Source organism: Streptococcus oralis, assembly GCF_026782345.1.
In the GTDB taxonomy this organism is placed as follows: Bacteria; Bacillota; Bacilli; order Lactobacillales; family Streptococcaceae; genus Streptococcus; species Streptococcus oralis_CK.
In genome coordinates this window covers 116,371-132,159 of record NZ_JAKUWI010000003.1, presented here as the reverse complement: position 1 = coordinate 132,159, position 15,789 = coordinate 116,371, and the positions used below count along the sequence as shown (strand labels likewise).

Sequence of the window (15,789 nt, the reverse complement as noted above, 5' to 3'; positions counted from 1 at the left end):
GAAGCACAAGATACTATTTTAGGAGAAGGACTATGGAAGACCCGAGCAGTCAGAATTTGTTGCTACAGTTTGTATTATTATTTATCTTGACCTTGTTAAATGCTTTTTTCTCAGCCACTGAGATGGCAATGGTGTCACTAAACCGTTCCCGAGTAGAACAAAAGGCAGAAGAGGGAGACAAACGTTACATTCGTTTGTTAAAGGTACTTGAAAATCCTAACCACTTTTTATCAACAATTCAAGTCGGTATCACCTTGATCACGATCTTGTCAGGGGCAAAATTGGCAGATACACTTGGACAAGTAATTGCCTCTTGGATGGGGAACGGAGAAACAGCTTATGCCATTGCAAGTTTCCTCTCTTTGGCATTCTTGACCTACATCTCTATTGTTTTTGGTGAACTCTATCCTAAACGGATTGCCCTCAATCTCAAAGATGCTTTGGCGATTCGAACAGCACCAATTATTATTGGTCTTGGAAAGATTGTCAGTCCCTTTGTCTGGCTTCTATCGGCTTCAACTAATCTACTGAGCCGTGTAACGCCAATGACCTTTGATGATGCGGATGAAAAGATGACTCGAGATGAAATTGAGTACATGTTGACCAAGAGTGAGGAAACCTTGGATGCAGATGAGATTGAAATGCTACAGGGAGTCTTTTCTTTAGATGAACTAATGGCTCGTGAGCTAATGGTACCCCGAACAGATGCCTTTATGGTAGATATTCAGGATGACAGTCAAACGATTATCGAGAGTATTTTAAAGCAAAATTTCTCACGTATCCCTGTTTATGATGGGGATAAGGATAATGTTATTGGTTTGATTCACACCAAGCGCTTGTTGAATGCTGCTTTTGTGGATGGCTTTGACAATATTGTCTGGAAACGAATTCTCCAAACGCCACTGTTTGTTCCTGAGACTATCTTTGTGGACGATCTCCTTAAAGAACTTCGAAATACCCAAAATCAAATGGCCATCTTACTAGATGAATACGGTGGAATGGCTGGTTTGGTAACTCTGGAGGACCTCTTAGAAGAAATTGTTGGTGAGATTGATGATGAGACTGACAAGGCTGAAATTGAAGTCCATCAAATAGGAGAAGACACCTATATCGTTCAAGGCACCATGAATCTTAATGATTTTAATGACTACTTTGATGTAGAATTGGAAAGTGATGATGTTGATACCATCGCCGGTTATTATTTGACGGGTGTGGGAATGATTCCAACGACTGAGAAACTCAGTTATGAATTGGTCAGCCAAAACAAACAAATCATCCTAACCAATGACAAGGTGAAAAACGGACGTGTTACCAAGGTAAAAGTCCAAATCACTGAAATAGAGACTGAAGAAGAAACAGAATAAAGCAGTGACTTGAGTCACTGCTTTTTGTAAATCTATATGGTAGATACAGTTATCCCTATCTATTTGGAATAACAAAAAAGCCCGATTTTACGGGCTTTCATTTGGTTAATTCCTGTTAATTCAGGTACTAAAAGGCGGTAGACGGATTAAAAGCTATTGATTTATCGGGCTTTGTGGGTGTTTCGCCCCAAACTCGCCCCAAATTTAAGCAGTTAGGAATATTTCTTTTATTTGCTCAAAGTTTTTATCCGCTAGTGCTTCCATCTGGTGTGAGTAGACCTTTAGAGTTATATCTGGACTTTCGTGACCTAGTAGCTTTGATATGGTCACGATGTCAATTCCTTTGAATATCAGGTAAGAAGCGTAAGTGTGTCTTAGGCTGTGGTTTCTTACTGGACGACCAACAAGCTTTTTTATCAGCTTGTTACACGCTGAGTTTGAAACTCCAAAACATACCCTATTTTTAATGTTTGCTTGCCAGTGCTGCTTTCTATAAGCTTTTAAAGTTTCAATCGTGATCTTATCAATTGGGATTTTTCTTTTTGAGCTTTCGTTTTTCAAATCTCCAAAATCTTGAGCCTTTGAATAGTCAAAGCTCTTGTTTATGTCAATGATTCCATTTTTGAAATCTATATCATCCCAGGTAAGCCCCAGAGCCTCAGAGAAGCGCATACCAGTCACTGAAAGGATGTAGAGGGTGAAATAGGACACGTATTGTATATTCGAGCGTGTGGACGAAATTAGATCCTTATACTCGCCTTCCTCTAAAAAGTCGTTATCCTCTGACCTGGATTCTATCTGAGACTTAACCTTAGCATCTTCAGCAAAGTTGTAGCTGATCACTTGCTCCCTGACTGCAACTTTTAGAGCGCCTTTTATCTGATAATGGAATTTCTCAAGTGTTTCCTGAGCATATTTTTCGCCAAACTCATTGAGTCGTTTTTGGTAATACAAGGGAGTAATATCCTTTACTTTCAAATCTCCAAAATAAGTTTTGATATGCTTCAGATTTTTGGTATAAGTGTCCCAGGTCTTATCCTTGACGTGCGGTCGCTTGTATACATCAGACCATGTTTTAACAAAATCATAGAGCGTGACATCCTTATCTGTCAGAATATTCTCGGATAGATTATCCTCTATCTCCCTTGCTGCAGCTTGAGCCAGTTTTTTTGTCTTAAACCCGCTTTTTGATTTCTGTTTATACTTCCCGTCTTTGTCTTTATAAGATATGCGGTATTCCCAGCCATTATCCCTTTTTCTAAAGTATGCCATTTGCTTTTCACCTCATTTCTTGATAAAATGGGTATAGTAAAGAGGGCTTTTTAATGCCTCTTACTATACAGATCGCCTCACGCTCAGAGTCGCCAAACTTTGAGAGCGTGGGGCTTTTTTGTTTGCAACTATATCTATTTTAGAAACAGTTGTTTTTACTCTTTCGGTAAGTGTTGTTGAAGAATTAAGGCCACATTGGCTTTTTCTTTTTCGGTCATAGGAGGTTCGTTTGGATCGTCTACCGAAAACTCGATAGCATGCCACTTATCATTGACTCTAATCCACTCTCTTCGTCTGTGGCATTTGCAATCTAGGTTGTGTTTAATCACTTCCATCGGTCTACTTTCGTTACTCATGTTATTTCTCCCTATACAAATCCACGACTTCACCGATAATTCGGAAGTCCGTTTCGGGTGTGATTGGCATGTCCTTGTACGCAGGGTTCAAGCTATGTAGGTATGCCTGTTCTTTGTCGATGACAAGCTGCTTGATATATGCCTCTCCGTTGTAGTTAAACACTCCGATAACACCATCATTCAAGTCAACGCTTGTCTGAATGAATACCAGGTCTCCATCTTGATAGTCGGGCTCCATAGAGTCCCCTTTGATTGGGATAACAAAGTCAGCATCTACATCTACTGGCAACTCAATACGTTCCACTCGTACATCGTTCAAATACTGCCCAGTACCAGCAGAAGTAGCGTGGTCGTAGTAGTCGTAACCATAGAGTTGAACAACTTTCTCCGATACTTCGTTTATCTTCGTTTCTTCTTCGTTCCTCTGCTCGTCCAGTTGCTTTTCAGCATAAGTCAACACCTTGTCTTGTCTCGGTGGTTTTAGTTCATTATATATTTCTTGGATTGTATATATTTTGGGAGATGAATCTTTTCTTATTTGAGGGAAAAGGTCATCAATCGAAATTCCAAAGGCATTTGCTAAATCAAACATTGTATCTTTTTTAGGAGACCTAATGCCTTTTTCGTAATTACCAATAGCGTTCTTGCTGATCCCGATTTTAGAACCAAGTTCTTGTTGAGTCCAACCATTTTCAAGTCTATATTGTTTTATCTTTTCGCCAATAACACCAGCAATTTGTTCTTTATCCATAACTGCCTCTCCTTTCTATTTCTATAAGAAGATTATAACACAAAAACCCACGAAAAGAAAACTTTTTTGTGTTTTTCGCAAAAAAAGCATTGACAGACCACGAAACGTGTGCTATAATTAAATCAAGCTTAAGGAAATAAAAAAACAAACCGAAGGAAAACATCATGAATAAAGAACTTACAACACAAGAACAAATCGCACTAGCAAAAGAAATCTTACAAGTTAAGAATCGCAGAGAACGCTCGTTGAAACTTGGAGAAATTCTAGATCGTGAAAAGTTATCAGTAGATGATATGTACGCATTGTATAATACACTACTAACAGCAATCAGAGTTTACGGTGACGTTATCGGATTTGACGACAAAGATTTTCAAGAAATGGCTCTTACAATCTTAGTTATTGAAAAGGTTGAAGAAACTAAACAAGCTAGGGTAGCGTAGAGGGGCGCAATTCCCCTCCTAGCTATTGCTCATAGAGCGAATAAAGAGAAAGGAGAAGAAAGATGAATGAACTCAAAAACCCCTCAACGAAGTAAGGGGGTAGGAAGAACTTGAGGAATAAAAAAGTCTTGGCCTACTTTACACTAGGTCAAGACCTGCATACTTTGATAAGGTTTCACAGTCGGTGTAAAGCGACTGGTTGAAACTTCGCTGGTCATGCGTCCAGCACTGCAATCAACGTGGTTTGGCTAGTCTTTGAGTGCCGCTCGGTAGTTGTCTGTCAGTCCCGCTATAAGCAGAGCTGCAGTCCCTCTTATAGTCAGCGACAGGCTCCATGCAGTCGCACTCGCAGTAAAAACGTGTTGGTTACCTAGCCAAACTGAATCACTGAACCACAGTCCCCTTCAAAAATTTTGCCAATTTGCATCAGCTCCTTTCTTGTAAAGGATAACATAACTATATAATATTTTTGAAGATGTTACATCGGTCTTAAGACCGATTTTTGGAGACGATCATGGAAGATAAAATCATAGAACTTGCTGATTACTTCATCAGCGAGAACTCAACGTACAGAGAAGCTAAAATAGCGTGTGAGAAGCTATTGAGACAAGTCAGCCATGAGATAGAACTCAGGGCGCTGGAAAGTAAGACGGTATGAAAGGAACAATTGCAGTAAACACATCAGAACACGATGTACTATTGACGGCGAGAAAAAACCACCCTGCTGTATTCGTCGATGGAATGTTTCTGGACGGAGTTGAGCGAGTGGAATTTACCAATCATTTTCTAGAGAGTTGTGAAGTCGTTCTTACGTTCAATGAACGAGTAGAAAACAATCCTTTCCCTTTAAATGATGTCAGTCGATTAGAAAAGTTATTCGGTCAGGCTTCAAACGGGCAATCCTTACGGGATATTGTCTTGCAAACTCTTGAAGATGGTAATTAGTATCTAAGCCATCAAAGAACGACACATGTATACTGAAGCTTTCTTTTCCGTCTTCCTTGGCTCTTTCGTACTCTTTGCCAAGGACGATCAGAGAAGCTTCTAATTGATAATCAGTCATAACATCACCTCCTTTCTGACTAAATTATAGCAGAATTGCGAGGAACAAATAGAAAATAAGGAGGTAGGAACGTGCAAATTTATCTTTATCAATTACGAAAAGAAAAAGGTATCTCACAGAAAGAGTTAGCGCAAAAACTCGGGATTTCTGAAACGGCATACCGACAGAAAGAAAAAGGACAAAGTTCTTTTAGATCTGACGAAATGTTTATTATCGCTGATATTTTTGGGAAAGATATTGGCGAAATTTTTTCGGATCCAAGACCACGAAACGTGGTTGTATAGAAAGGAGAAAGAATGATTGAAAATAAGCGAAGTGAAGAACAACGCTTTCTATCAGTTTCCGCAGTGGTTACTGGATGAAGAATACAGGAATTTGAGTCTGAGGGCGAAAGTTATGTACATGCTGATTTTTGATAGACGTACATTGTCTATTCAAAATAAATGGCATGACAAAAATGGAGATGTCTTTATCTACTTTACAAACCAGCAGTTCATGGAATTGCTTAATTGCAATGAAAAAACTGTGATTAAAGCAAAGAAAGAATTGCAAGACTTCGGATTGATTAAAGAAGAAAGACAAGGGGTAAATAAACCTAATCGATTATATATTTCTGGAACTGTAAAAAATACAGGTCAAGAACTGCAAAAATTACAGTACGGAACTGTAAAAAATACAGGTCAAGAACTGCAAAAATTACAGTCAATCAAGACTGATAATATCAATACTAATTTATCAAGACTGAGTGAACCAGATGGGGCTGGTGCTAATACTCTACATAGTATAGAGGACGCACCCGCAGAAAATGACTTAGGAATTGTTCATGATTGGATATTTTCAGAGTTCGGACGATATCCAACACCGTTTGAAATCGAGGACTTGAAAGCTTTCTTGCAAGACCATAGTAAAGAGGTTATCAAGTTAGCAATCAAGGAGTGCGTGGGCAATGGTAAGCCTTATTTCAAGTATCTCAGTAGCATCTTGAGAGACTGGAAACAGAAAGGACTGGTTACGGCTGAGTTAGTCGAAAACAGACAAAAGCCCACTCGGTCGAGCAGTAAGTCAAATGGTCGCTTGAAATTGTCAGATGACGGATTTGATCCACGGCTTGGATTTTAGGAGGTGCGTATGCAAGTAGTATCGAGCAAAGAGTTGCAAGAAAGAGCCTTGCAGATTGAGACATTGAAACAGCAATGCCCAAAACATGAAGGGGTCTATATGTGGCGGTCAGTCAACCCTTGCACTCGTAATACGCTGACCTATTGTCCTGAATGCGTTCAAGAGACTATCAATCAGAATGCAAGCGAGCAGTTAGCTATTGCTGAAGCTCAAATCAGAGACACAAGGTCCTACTCTCTCTTTGCGAAAGAGAGCATCATCCCAAGCGATTTGAAAAATGCGACGGTTGGAAATTTTGAAATCCATACAGACCAAGATGCTGAAGCAGTCAATTTCGCTAAGCGTGTAACGGCTGACTATGTGAAAGAGCGATATGAAGGAAATACGATTATCTCTGGACCGCCTGGAGTTGGCAAGAGCCATCTGGCCGTCGGGATAGCTAAAACCTTAAACGAGAGCTTTCAAATGCTTCAAGCTCGCAAGTCGGTCGTGTATATGCCGTCCATGGAGTTGTTCTCTCGAATACAAGAGGCTTTTCAATACAAGGACTCGAAATGGGAACAGCGCTCAGTCGTGAAATTTTTACAAAATGTTGATTTCTTGATTTTGGATGACCTCGGAAAAGAGTCGAGTGTTGGGAATGAAATCCGACAAGGCAATAACTGGATGCAAAAAATCCTGTATCAAATTCTTGAAAACAGGACGAATACAATTATCACAACTAATTTTGAGGGCAAGCACCTCAAAGAACTTTACGAGCAGAGTCTCGTTGACAGAATAACGAAAGGAAACATGAAAACAAATGCCTTTAAGTTCAGCAAAGACACAGCTTCGAGACGCTCCTTGTCAGCAACTGACTACTAAAGAGCGGCAGCAGATTATTGATCAGTTTGAAAGCCAATTTTACAAACTATCAACTCTGCTTAAAGAGAGGTTGCTGATTACGACAGACGAACGGTTCACGAATAAGATGAACGAGCTGACGTATTATGCGACGAACGGAAGTGTCTACAAGACATAAACAAAAAAGCACCTGACGGCAATCAGGTGCTCAACAAAATTATTCAAGGAAATTATAACATGAACGATTTAATGATGCAACTATTAGACCAGTTCGAGGCTGGTTTGATGGATAGGACACTCAAGGTCATGACTGTTATCACTGACGAAAAGAAGCGCTATCCGATGGAGCTGAACAAGTCACAATGTTCTGAAATGCTGTTAGGAACGAAGGACACGACGACATTCGACGAGCGCTTCAACCGACACGCAGACTTTCCAAGAATTGAAGGCAAGCGTGAGAAATATCCAAGGGATGCCGTGATTGAGTGGTATCACGAAAACTGGCAGAGGACGGCAATTTAAAAAGGAGCAACCATGAAACTATTTACTAAATTCAAACTCAAACACGAGCGCTTGTTTAAGGTAATCAACCTTGACTGGAGAGAGGTCGCAATCGAGCTTAACGAGGACCTTCTCGAAGAGCGCAAACGTCGCTTTGCTTTCGAGCAAGAAAACTACGATTTGAAGCAGGAGCTTGCTGCTTACAAGTACAAAGAAAATTTTGACATTAAGGCTAGACTGCAAGGAGAAATGTAGATGTACATTATATCAATCCATGTCAAAAATGCTGAAACTGGAAACGAGGATTTCAGTTTGATTGGAAGAGACTTTTTGCCAATTGGCAAGCAAGATTATTCGGCTACTATTTTCGAGACTAAGGAAGAAGCTATTGCTTATTTGAAATCAGCTTCATACGAAGCTGCGGGAGTTTATGGAAATGACTGGGAATTTCAAGACAAGACTTCTTCTGGAGTGGAATCCCGCTGTCGAATTTGGAAAGTTGGAGAATAAATAAAAAAGGAGAACAATATGTTTAAAGCACTAAAAGCAATCAAAAAAATCAAACAACTTCAGAAAGAAATGCACGCTTTCAGCCTTGCGTTTCTAGCTCTGCAAGATATGGGCTTGATGCCAGAGACTGAAAGAAGCAAGGCGAAGGCTCAAACAATGCACGATGTAAGCCACGTGCTCAAGGACGTCCTGGACGGCAAGTCGGTAGATGAAGCGATGAAGCGTCTAAATAGCGAAGTGAAAATTGAAGAGGTGGAGCAGGAAGATGACCAGAATTGAACTTGAAAACCGTGTGTGGCTTTTGGCCAATCATGAAGAAAAAAACGAATTGCTGGATCTCGGTTTGACGTCCAAAGCTAGATATGTGAAACGAGTCCTGGAACTCGGAAAGGTGTATGCTCATGTTTGATTATGACAGAGATATGATGCAACCGCCTGAACCACGAGAAGAACTTGACCCTAGCGAGTATGTGGATATCGGATGTGGTCGGCGTCGATATGTGGGTGATGAAGTATGATTGAAGAATTACACGCAGAAATCGACAATTGGCGGTCTGACTATATCCATCTTGGCCGAGAACTTGGGAAAATCATCAACGAACAACAAGACATAATTTTGAAATTGCAAAACAAAAACAGACGCTTGAAGCGTGAAAATTGGAATTTGAAGAAAACGAAAGGAAGAAAGAAATGACAAACGAACTAACACAGAAGCAAGTTACATCAAATGTTGCAACACGGATCGAAGCGATGAAGGGAGAAGGGCTCCTGATTGCACCGAATTATAGCGTTAGCAATGCGCTGAGTTCGGCATATTATGCTCTAAAAAACTCCAACAGTGGAAATTTGCTCCAACAATGCACTCAAGACAGCGTTTATAACGCATTATTAGAAATGGTAACCCAAGGACTAAGCCCGGCTAAAAAGCAATGTTACTTTATCAAATATGGCTCTGACGTCCAATTGAGAATGTCTTATTTTGGGACCATTAAAGTTACTAAAGATTTGCAAGAGGTGAAAGACGTTACTGCTAATGTTGTCTACGAAGGGGATACGCTAGAGGTATCAGTTGAAAACGGGCGTAAGAAGTTAGTCAAACATGAGACAGATTGGCAGAACGCAGATAATCCAATAATTGCTGCTTATTGCATCATCACTCGAACTGATGGAGAAGAGTTCTTTGAAGTCATGACTAAAAAACAAATTGACAAGTCATGGTCTAAGGCGAAAACGAAAAATGTCCAAATCGACTTCCCTGACCAGATGGCCATGCGTACGGTTATCAACCGAGCTGCCAAAATGTTTATCAACACAAGCAATGACAGCGACTTGTTCGCTGGAGCAATCAATAACACAATTGCTGACGAGTACGACAATGATCGTCAAATGAAAGAAGCTGAACCAGTGAGAGAAGAGGCTGAAACATTAGATAGTATCCTTGGAGCTTCTGAAGAAGTGACTGAAGAACCAAAAAAAGAGGTTATCAACCAGGAGTTGACAACCACAGATACAAAATACCCAGCAGATGAGATCCCAGATTTTGACCAAGAAACGGGCGAAGTAATCGACCAAGAGCCAGGAACCGGCCAAATGGACATGCTAGAAGGGGAGGATTTCTAGAATGACTGAAGAATTGAAAGATGTAACAGATAGCCTAGAACTCGTTCCAGTGACGGATTTAGAAGTCGGATTTGTCCTAAAGGCCGCCGAAATCGAAATCCAAGGAAAGGAAGTTTTAGAACAGGCTTTAGCAGCTTATCAAAAGAAATACGCTGGCTATATCGTGACAGAAGAAACTTTGTCAGATGACACCAAGGTTAAAGACGAATTGGGACGAGTGCAACGTCAGATTGAGCAAGAACTTAAAAACCAACTAAAAGACTACTCTAATCCGTTGGACGAAGTGAAAGCATGGGTTAATGCTGTACTAGACCCTATCAAAACTTTGCAGGCTGACATCAGAAATCAGATTAAAGAATTTGAAGAGAGAGCGACAGAAGCTCGCAAGGAAACAGTCAGAGAAGCTTTTGAATCTGCAATCGCAGATAGCGGAGTTGATCTCGATATCAAGCTGTTTGCTATTTACTTTGACGATTTTAGCAAGAAAAAGTGTTTCATGGCCGACAATGTGCGGATCAATCAAGCGACCTCTAAAATGATCGCTGATTTGGTCGCAGAAGAAGCAACCAAAAAACAGCAACGCGAGGCCGGACTTATCCAGATAACAGAAGCAGCTGCCAAGGCCGGCTTTGGCCCAGTTGTCTATATCCGACTTTATGAAGGAGGCGCCAAGCTGGAGGATATCCTGCAGGCCATTTTAGACGATAAAGACCTAGCTGATAAAGCCAAGGCGGAGGAAGAGCTTAAAAAGCGTATCGAGGAAATGACAGCTATTGCAGAGGATAATGATCTAACTCCTCAAAAATACGTTGACATGCTCAAAGAAGGTAAATCAGTTTTGGATGTTATCAATGTCCTGCACGCAGATGCAGCTGAAATGAGACAAGCTCAAGCGGAAGCAGAACGAAATACCCAGAATCAATCCTACACCCAAAATCAGCCAGAATTTGAGCCTGAAACGAGTTCGGAGGGTAATAGCGCCCACGAACAAGGAGTAGGCCAAAAATCGCAAAATATGGCTTCTGATGATGTGGCTAAAAAATATGGTTATCGATACCAAAATATGGAAATTATTTTCCCTGAAAAAAATATGCGTCAAGTCAAAGAGCAATTCAAGGCTATTTCTCAAGAGTTAGGGATTATTGTCCGAGTAATGCCTGAAATGGCAAGCAAGGCTGAAAGGGTGGAAATGGAATGACAATGGATTTACTTGGTAAAGACTACTATTCAGCAGCTTCTGCACGTCGCTACTGGTCTATCTCGCAATATAAGCGATTTAGAGAGTGTGAAGCGCGAGCGCTAGCAGAGCTGGAAGGAGAATGGGAAGACCAGAGAGACAACACGGCTCTCTTGGTCGGGAACATGGTCCACAGCTATTTTGAAAGTCCAGAAGTACATAAGAAATTTATGGATGAAAACGCAGATGCCATGATTTCAAAAGCCGGAAAGACCAAAGGTCAGTTGAAATCCGACTTCTTAGTCGGCCAGCGCATGATTGAGCGACTGAAAGCTGATAAGCAGTTCATGGACTACTATGTCGGCCAGAAAGAGGTTGCTGTAACAGGCAAAATCGAAGGCGTGGAATTCAAAGGCAAGATTGACTGTCTCAATGTTGAAAAAGGGTATTTCGTGGATATTAAGACCACGAAATCTGACATTGATAGCATGGTCTGGATTCAGGACGAAGCAAGCGGACGAAATATTCAGGTCCGCTGGTTCGAAGCTTGGGGGTATGTCCTTCAGATGGCGGCTTACAAGAAGATGCTGGAAAATCAGTACGGCAAAGAGTTCACCCCTATTATTTACGCAGTGACGAAAGAGTCGACGCCTGATACCCGAGCGATTGTTTTCCAATCGCAGGAAAAACTCGACTATGAGCTGACTGAGCTGTCTATGCTGATTCAGCATCTTGATAAGGTCAAGCGAGGCGAAGAGAAGGCGAAGCCGTGCGGTCATTGCGAATACTGCAAAACGAAAGCGCTGAGTCAACGTGTGGAGGTGGTCTGATGACTGATCCCCAAATTATGAGAGTCGATAGAGAAACATACAAGCTAGGCAAGCGGTCATCCCACTTTTGGTCTAGCAATAAAGAGTTGAAATTCTATGAGATTAGGTGTAACTGGGGTGTCAATAGACAGACACAGGCTTTCTATCATGTTTTGGCATATAGTCGCACCCAAGCCGAAGAAATGGCTGTGAAAGAATATGCAAGAACCCATCATATTACCGAAAAATGGGTAGTAATCTTTTAGAAAAAGCGAGGAAAGAATGAAAATCTATATTGAACAAGATGACGTAAAATTGAGTTTTGAACGAGCGCAGGAACTTGATTATCAAGCCTTATTCAAAGCCTATCAGATGATCACAGGGTCTGACGAAATTCTTGAGGATTTAAGTCAGAAAGAGCCCGAGAATGCAGGGGCCGTTTTAAAAATTGATGCTGAGAAGTTAGCTGAAATTGATCCTGTCAATATCAAAGCAGCGAAGGACAAGTTATCTGCAAAATTTAGCGGAAGCACAGCGATTTCGCAGAAACCAAGCGAGAAGGTAGATGTTGATTTGCAATGCCCGTTTTGTGGATGTGCGAAGCGGTGGAAAGTCCCATCTTACTTTACATTCATGAATTGTCCTGACTGCCGAGGCTCAATTTTCTTGTCTTGGGCGACGGGAGTCAAAGGCGAATTGGATGACAATGGATTTTATTTCAGAGGGGACAGCCCGATGAAGTTCAAAGAGCAGACAGATGAATTCGAGGATATGTTTGCTGTTGAAAAATCAAAATAACCCAAAACCAACTATTTCCAAAATGGAAACAATTCAAAAATAAACAAGCCGTGTATTCTTGTAAAACTGCGAACTAGAAAACGTCAGTAAAGGTTATGTGACCTTGGACGAGCGACTGCCCGTATTTAGCCAAACTCACAACAGAGGCAGTCGCATTTTTTAGAAAATAAAAAAATGAAATTTTTAGATTTATTTGCTGGTATCGGTGGATTTCGTTTTGGAATGGAAAGTGTCGGACACGAGTGTATTGGATTTTGTGAGATTGATAAATTTGCTAGAGAATCTTATAAGTCCATTTTTCAAACGAAAGGAGAAATAGAGCTACATGACATCACAGCAGTATCAGACGAGTTTATTCGAGGAATCGGACGTGTGGACATTATCTGTGGAGGATTTCCGTGCCAGGCTTTCAGCATTGCAGGAAACAGACGAGGTTTTGAAGATACTCGAGGAACTTTGTTCTTTGAAATTGCTAGGTTCGCATCTATTCTCAGACCTAAATATCTATTCCTTGAGAATGTCAAAGGACTCCTCAATCACGAAAACGGAATTACATTTGAGACCATTATCTCAACCTTGGATGAACTGGGGTACAATGTGGAATGGGAAAGCATTAACAGCAAAAATTTTGGAGTCCCCCAAAATCGGGAACGTGTGTTCATTATCGGACATCTTAGAGGAGAACGTACCAGAAGAATTTTTCCTCTCGGCGGAGAAAATCAGTCAACTAGTAGCCAATCAGTCGTGAAAATTGGCAATGTGAACCCCTCTGGAAATGGCATGAATGGGGAAGTCTATCAAGCTGACGGCCTAGCTCCTACACTCACAACGAATAAAGGAGAGAGGCAAAAGATAGCAATAAAAAGTAATACTATAAAACAATTTGGGATATTGCAACCCAATTTTAATCAATGTGGAGTTGTTTACGAAACAGATGGCATCGCACCAACAATCAGAGCATATCAAGGTGGAGGTCTTGAACCTAAAATCATCCAGCGTGGCCATGGCTATAATCAGGGTGGAGTGCATGAAATAGCTCCTACACTGACAAGTAATAGCTATCACGAAAATAACCATTTATCTTTTGGCTATCGTATTCGCAAGCTAACACCTCGTGAGTGTTGGAGGTTACAAGGTTTTCCTGATTGGGCTTTTGATAAAGCTCAAGAAGTGAATAGCAATAGCCAATTATACAAACAAGCAGGAAATAGCGTGACCATCAATGTTATCGCTGCAATAGCAAAGGAGTTGGAATGAGGTGATGACTTGAAATTATTTCTTAACGAAGATTGTATGGATGTCATGAAAAGATATCCTGACAACTATTTTGATTTAGCTATTGTTGATCCACCGTATTTTTCCGGGCCAGAAAAAAGAAAATTTTATGGCAGGAAAGTCAGTCCGATTGGTGTCAGTAGATTGTACGGAGAAACCTCAGAGTGGCAAATTCCAAATCGAGATTATTTTGACGAACTTTTTAGAGTTTCAAAAAATCAAATCATTTGGGGTGTGAACTACTTCAACTACTCTTTCGGTTCTGGCCGTATTGTATGGGACAAAGTTAATGGTCATTCAAGTTTTTCAGATTGTGAGATAGCATACTGCAGCTTACATGATAGCACGCGCTTATTTCGCTATATGTGGAATGGCATGATGCAAGGGAAGTCAATATCCGAAGGTCATATCCAGCAAGGAAACAAGGCTTTGAATGAGGTTAGAATTCATCCAACCCAAAAACCCATCAATCTTTATTTCTGGTTGCTGCAAAACTACGCAAAAGCCGGAGATAAGATTCTTGATACTCATGTCGGTTCAGCAAGTAGCTTGATTGCTTGTCAGGAGTTAGGTTTTGAATATGTTGGTTGTGAGCTTGACAAAAACATTTTCAACTTTGCTCAACAGAGACTTGAAAATTATAAGTCACAAATAAAATTATTTTAAAGGAGAAAAACAAATGCTTAATAAAATTGATATACCAGGAACAACTATCACACTCGAAATCGTAGATAAGAACATCACGATCACAAATAAAATTGAATATGATATGCAGATGCATTTCAGAAATACGGACGCAGATGCTTCTCTTGATACAAGTGGCGACGTGTTCGAGCCTCTCTATTGGCTAGACATCAGGGTAACACCGAAAACGCCGACAGAGTATCATACAAGCCTTGGAGTCAAGAGAGAAAAACGCCACTTGGCCGAGCTTCAGAAGTTCTTTGAGTTCATCGAAAACAACAAGCGGAATCTCTTTGATCTTTGCGGTATCAAGGGAGAGCTCCAATGAAAAATCTGACCTTATCGTTAGACATTTCAACTACTGCGACAGGATGGGCCGTATTTCACGGCTCTGACCTTGTCCAGAGTGGTGTCTTAAAACATAAAAGCAAGTCTTTCTTTGAACGTGGTCGGTTCATGGCTAGCGAACTGCGAGCAATTCAATCGAGAGCGCTCCAGAAGTACGACTGTCATTTTGAATCGATTGTGGTCGAGAAGAACTCGGTCATGGGGCCAAATCAGCAGTCCATGATCAGTATTGGAATTGTGACAGGAATTATTCTTGGACGGTTGATTGCTGACAATGTGTATTTTGTGAATGTTTCGACTTGGCGCAAGTATTGGAAGTTCAGCTATAAAGACCGAAGCAAGAAATCAATGAAGTTGCAGGCAGTTGCTAAGGTTGCGGATAAATTTAACCTAAACGTTAAAGACGACGAGGCTGATGCAATCCTGATTGGTTCGTATTTCGTAAGCCACGGCCACGAATTTGGTGAACTGGAAAGTCATAAGGTGAGTTGAGGAGGTGGAGTGATGGAATTTTTACTTACAAGCACAAGCGGGGGAGATGAAAATCGCATTCCTAATGCTGTAATTAAAAAATACACAAAAAGAGAAGTTAGAACCTGTTCGACATTTGAAGAATTTGATAAGCGATTTTCTAGGAGAGAAGGCACTTGGCTTTCTAAAGGAGTAAATCATAAAGCGTTTAAAGGTCGAATACAAAGAGAATTCCCGAACGGCGCAGAGGGGCATTTTATCGAAATCAATTCGATAGAGGAGTTACTAGAATTTCAGAGAAAAGTGAGAAGCGAGCTGGTAATTACTTCTGCAACTGATAATGAGTCAATTCCAGCTATTGAAATTTATAACGATTATAGGGAGTAAA

The 15,789-nt window shown here is 40.7% G+C and carries 24 protein-coding genes; 21 read left to right on the top strand and 3 right to left on the bottom strand.

All coding sequences use genetic code 11. The features are described from left to right. The first annotated feature begins 32 nt into the window (after positions 1–32). The gene (locus MK405_RS07990; protein ID WP_007522376.1) at positions 33–1,364 is read left to right on the top strand and encodes a hemolysin family protein; all 1,332 of its coding nucleotides are present in this window, start codon (positions 33–35) and stop codon (positions 1,362–1,364) included. Positions 1,365–1,568: 204 nt separating this feature from the next. Here the strand turns inward: MK405_RS07990 and MK405_RS07985 are convergent, their stop codons facing one another. The 3 genes from MK405_RS07985 to MK405_RS07975 all read right to left on the bottom strand — a co-directional run bounded on the left by MK405_RS07985 (position 1,569) and on the right by MK405_RS07975 (position 3,743). Next, positions 1,569–2,636 carry a site-specific integrase gene (locus MK405_RS07985; protein WP_268704743.1) on the bottom strand — a complete coding sequence of 356 codons (1,068 nt, stop codon included), beginning with the start codon at positions 2,634–2,636 and terminating at the stop codon, positions 1,569–1,571. A 155-nt stretch (positions 2,637–2,791) separates the two neighbouring features. Then, entirely contained in the window at positions 2,792–2,992 is a 201-nt protein-coding gene (locus tag MK405_RS07980) for a hypothetical protein (protein ID WP_268704742.1), read from the bottom strand. Position 2,993: 1 nt separating this feature from the next. Then, the gene (locus MK405_RS07975; protein WP_268704741.1) at positions 2,994–3,743 is read right to left on the bottom strand and encodes an XRE family transcriptional regulator; all 750 of its coding nucleotides are present in this window, start codon (positions 3,741–3,743) and stop codon (positions 2,994–2,996) included. A 164-nt stretch (positions 3,744–3,907) separates the two neighbouring features. Between MK405_RS07975 and MK405_RS07970 the strand changes: the two genes are divergently transcribed. The 20 genes from MK405_RS07970 to MK405_RS07875 all read left to right on the top strand — a co-directional run bounded on the left by MK405_RS07970 (position 3,908) and on the right by MK405_RS07875 (position 15,788). Beyond that, positions 3,908–4,183 carry a hypothetical protein gene (locus MK405_RS07970; protein WP_268704740.1) on the top strand — a complete coding sequence of 92 codons (276 nt, stop codon included), beginning with the start codon at positions 3,908–3,910 and terminating at the stop codon, positions 4,181–4,183. A gap of 514 nt (positions 4,184–4,697) precedes the next feature. Continuing rightward, positions 4,698–4,841 carry a hypothetical protein gene (locus MK405_RS07965; RefSeq protein ID WP_192831383.1) on the top strand — a complete coding sequence of 48 codons (144 nt, stop codon included), beginning with the start codon at positions 4,698–4,700 and terminating at the stop codon, positions 4,839–4,841. Then, entirely contained in the window at positions 4,838–5,128 is a 291-nt protein-coding gene (locus tag MK405_RS07960; protein ID WP_080975937.1) for a hypothetical protein, read from the top strand. The genes MK405_RS07965 and MK405_RS07960 overlap by 4 nt, the downstream gene beginning before the upstream one ends. 189 nt (positions 5,129–5,317) lie before the next feature. Next, positions 5,318–5,530, top strand: coding sequence for a helix-turn-helix transcriptional regulator (locus MK405_RS07955; protein ID WP_268704739.1), 213 nt, complete (start codon positions 5,318–5,320; stop codon positions 5,528–5,530). A 16-nt stretch (positions 5,531–5,546) separates the two neighbouring features. Then, positions 5,547–6,365, top strand: a complete 819-nt coding sequence (locus MK405_RS07950) for a replication initiator protein A (protein WP_268704738.1) — start codon at positions 5,547–5,549, stop codon at positions 6,363–6,365. 9 nt (positions 6,366–6,374) lie between these two features. Beyond that, positions 6,375–7,229 carry an ATP-binding protein gene (locus MK405_RS07945; RefSeq protein ID WP_268704737.1) on the top strand — a complete coding sequence of 285 codons (855 nt, stop codon included), beginning with the start codon at positions 6,375–6,377 and terminating at the stop codon, positions 7,227–7,229. Positions 7,230–7,445: 216 nt separating this feature from the next. Beyond that, positions 7,446–7,730 carry a DNA-binding protein gene (locus MK405_RS07940; protein WP_268704736.1) on the top strand — a complete coding sequence of 95 codons (285 nt, stop codon included), beginning with the start codon at positions 7,446–7,448 and terminating at the stop codon, positions 7,728–7,730. 12 nt (positions 7,731–7,742) lie between these two features. After that, on the top strand, positions 7,743–7,964 hold the full coding sequence (locus MK405_RS07935) for a hypothetical protein (RefSeq protein ID WP_268704735.1): 222 nt from the start codon (positions 7,743–7,745) through the stop codon (positions 7,962–7,964). Further along, positions 7,965–8,219 carry a hypothetical protein gene (locus MK405_RS07930; protein WP_268704734.1) on the top strand — a complete coding sequence of 85 codons (255 nt, stop codon included), beginning with the start codon at positions 7,965–7,967 and terminating at the stop codon, positions 8,217–8,219. A gap of 18 nt (positions 8,220–8,237) precedes the next feature. After that, positions 8,238–8,498 carry a hypothetical protein gene (locus MK405_RS07925; RefSeq protein WP_084856295.1) on the top strand — a complete coding sequence of 87 codons (261 nt, stop codon included), beginning with the start codon at positions 8,238–8,240 and terminating at the stop codon, positions 8,496–8,498. 235 nt (positions 8,499–8,733) lie between these two features. Continuing rightward, positions 8,734–8,913, top strand: coding sequence for a hypothetical protein (locus MK405_RS07920; RefSeq protein ID WP_084856297.1), 180 nt, complete (start codon positions 8,734–8,736; stop codon positions 8,911–8,913). Then, positions 8,910–9,839, top strand: a complete 930-nt coding sequence (locus tag MK405_RS07915; RefSeq protein WP_181186682.1) for a recombinase RecT — start codon at positions 8,910–8,912, stop codon at positions 9,837–9,839. Before MK405_RS07920 ends, MK405_RS07915 begins: the two co-directional genes overlap by 4 nt. 1 nt (position 9,840) lies before the next feature. Then, positions 9,841–11,037: a DUF1351 domain-containing protein gene (locus tag MK405_RS07910; RefSeq protein ID WP_212575792.1), complete on the top strand. Its 1,197-nt coding sequence runs from the start codon at positions 9,841–9,843 to the stop codon at positions 11,035–11,037. Then, on the top strand, positions 11,034–11,846 hold the full coding sequence (locus MK405_RS07905) for a PD-(D/E)XK nuclease-like domain-containing protein (RefSeq protein ID WP_084856303.1): 813 nt from the start codon (positions 11,034–11,036) through the stop codon (positions 11,844–11,846). The genes MK405_RS07910 and MK405_RS07905 overlap by 4 nt, the downstream gene beginning before the upstream one ends. Positions 11,847–12,107: 261 nt before the next feature. After that, positions 12,108–12,623, top strand: a complete 516-nt coding sequence (locus MK405_RS07900; RefSeq protein WP_268704733.1) for a hypothetical protein — start codon at positions 12,108–12,110, stop codon at positions 12,621–12,623. Positions 12,624–12,797: 174 nt separating this feature from the next. Beyond that, positions 12,798–13,880 (top strand): DNA cytosine methyltransferase, encoded by a 1,083-nt coding sequence (locus MK405_RS07895; protein WP_268704732.1) that lies wholly within the window; start codon positions 12,798–12,800, stop codon positions 13,878–13,880. Between the two features lie 9 nt (positions 13,881–13,889). Next, the gene (locus MK405_RS07890; protein ID WP_084856309.1) at positions 13,890–14,564 is read left to right on the top strand and encodes a DNA methyltransferase; all 675 of its coding nucleotides are present in this window, start codon (positions 13,890–13,892) and stop codon (positions 14,562–14,564) included. Positions 14,565–14,577: 13 nt separating this feature from the next. After that, on the top strand, positions 14,578–14,910 hold the full coding sequence (locus MK405_RS07885) for a hypothetical protein (RefSeq protein ID WP_212575787.1): 333 nt from the start codon (positions 14,578–14,580) through the stop codon (positions 14,908–14,910). After that, positions 14,907–15,422 (top strand): RuvC family protein, encoded by a 516-nt coding sequence (locus MK405_RS07880; RefSeq protein WP_268704764.1) that lies wholly within the window; start codon positions 14,907–14,909, stop codon positions 15,420–15,422. The genes MK405_RS07885 and MK405_RS07880 overlap by 4 nt, the downstream gene beginning before the upstream one ends. A gap of 12 nt (positions 15,423–15,434) precedes the next feature. Continuing rightward, positions 15,435–15,788: a hypothetical protein gene (locus MK405_RS07875; RefSeq protein ID WP_268704731.1), complete on the top strand. Its 354-nt coding sequence runs from the start codon at positions 15,435–15,437 to the stop codon at positions 15,786–15,788. Position 15,789: the final 1 nt, after the last annotated feature.

Bases quoted from the DNA above. Each gene is read 5' to 3' on its own strand.
- MK405_RS07990 (WP_007522376.1), top strand. From the start codon at position 33: ATGGAAGACCCGAGCAGTCAGAATTTGTTGCTACAGTTTGTATTATTA.
- MK405_RS07985 (WP_268704743.1), bottom strand. From the start codon at position 2,636: ATGGCATACTTTAGAAAAAGGGATAATGGCTGGGAATACCGCATATCT.
- MK405_RS07980 (WP_268704742.1), bottom strand. From the start codon at position 2,992: ATGAGTAACGAAAGTAGACCGATGGAAGTGATTAAACACAACCTAGAT.
- MK405_RS07975 (WP_268704741.1), bottom strand. From the start codon at position 3,743: ATGGATAAAGAACAAATTGCTGGTGTTATTGGCGAAAAGATAAAACAA.
- MK405_RS07970 (WP_268704740.1), top strand. From the start codon at position 3,908: ATGAATAAAGAACTTACAACACAAGAACAAATCGCACTAGCAAAAGAA.
- MK405_RS07965 (WP_192831383.1), top strand. From the start codon at position 4,698: ATGGAAGATAAAATCATAGAACTTGCTGATTACTTCATCAGCGAGAAC.
- MK405_RS07960 (WP_080975937.1), top strand. From the start codon at position 4,838: ATGAAAGGAACAATTGCAGTAAACACATCAGAACACGATGTACTATTG.
- MK405_RS07945 (WP_268704737.1), top strand. From the start codon at position 6,375: ATGCAAGTAGTATCGAGCAAAGAGTTGCAAGAAAGAGCCTTGCAGATT.
- MK405_RS07940 (WP_268704736.1), top strand. From the start codon at position 7,446: ATGAACGATTTAATGATGCAACTATTAGACCAGTTCGAGGCTGGTTTG.
- MK405_RS07935 (WP_268704735.1), top strand. From the start codon at position 7,743: ATGAAACTATTTACTAAATTCAAACTCAAACACGAGCGCTTGTTTAAG.
- MK405_RS07930 (WP_268704734.1), top strand. From the start codon at position 7,965: ATGTACATTATATCAATCCATGTCAAAAATGCTGAAACTGGAAACGAG.
- MK405_RS07925 (WP_084856295.1), top strand. From the start codon at position 8,238: ATGTTTAAAGCACTAAAAGCAATCAAAAAAATCAAACAACTTCAGAAA.
- MK405_RS07920 (WP_084856297.1), top strand. From the start codon at position 8,734: ATGATTGAAGAATTACACGCAGAAATCGACAATTGGCGGTCTGACTAT.
- MK405_RS07915 (WP_181186682.1), top strand. From the start codon at position 8,910: ATGACAAACGAACTAACACAGAAGCAAGTTACATCAAATGTTGCAACA.
- MK405_RS07910 (WP_212575792.1), top strand. From the start codon at position 9,841: ATGACTGAAGAATTGAAAGATGTAACAGATAGCCTAGAACTCGTTCCA.
- MK405_RS07905 (WP_084856303.1), top strand. From the start codon at position 11,034: ATGACAATGGATTTACTTGGTAAAGACTACTATTCAGCAGCTTCTGCA.
- MK405_RS07900 (WP_268704733.1), top strand. From the start codon at position 12,108: ATGAAAATCTATATTGAACAAGATGACGTAAAATTGAGTTTTGAACGA.
- MK405_RS07895 (WP_268704732.1), top strand. From the start codon at position 12,798: ATGAAATTTTTAGATTTATTTGCTGGTATCGGTGGATTTCGTTTTGGA.
- MK405_RS07885 (WP_212575787.1), top strand. From the start codon at position 14,578: ATGCTTAATAAAATTGATATACCAGGAACAACTATCACACTCGAAATC.
- MK405_RS07880 (WP_268704764.1), top strand. From the start codon at position 14,907: ATGAAAAATCTGACCTTATCGTTAGACATTTCAACTACTGCGACAGGA.
- MK405_RS07875 (WP_268704731.1), top strand. From the start codon at position 15,435: ATGGAATTTTTACTTACAAGCACAAGCGGGGGAGATGAAAATCGCATT.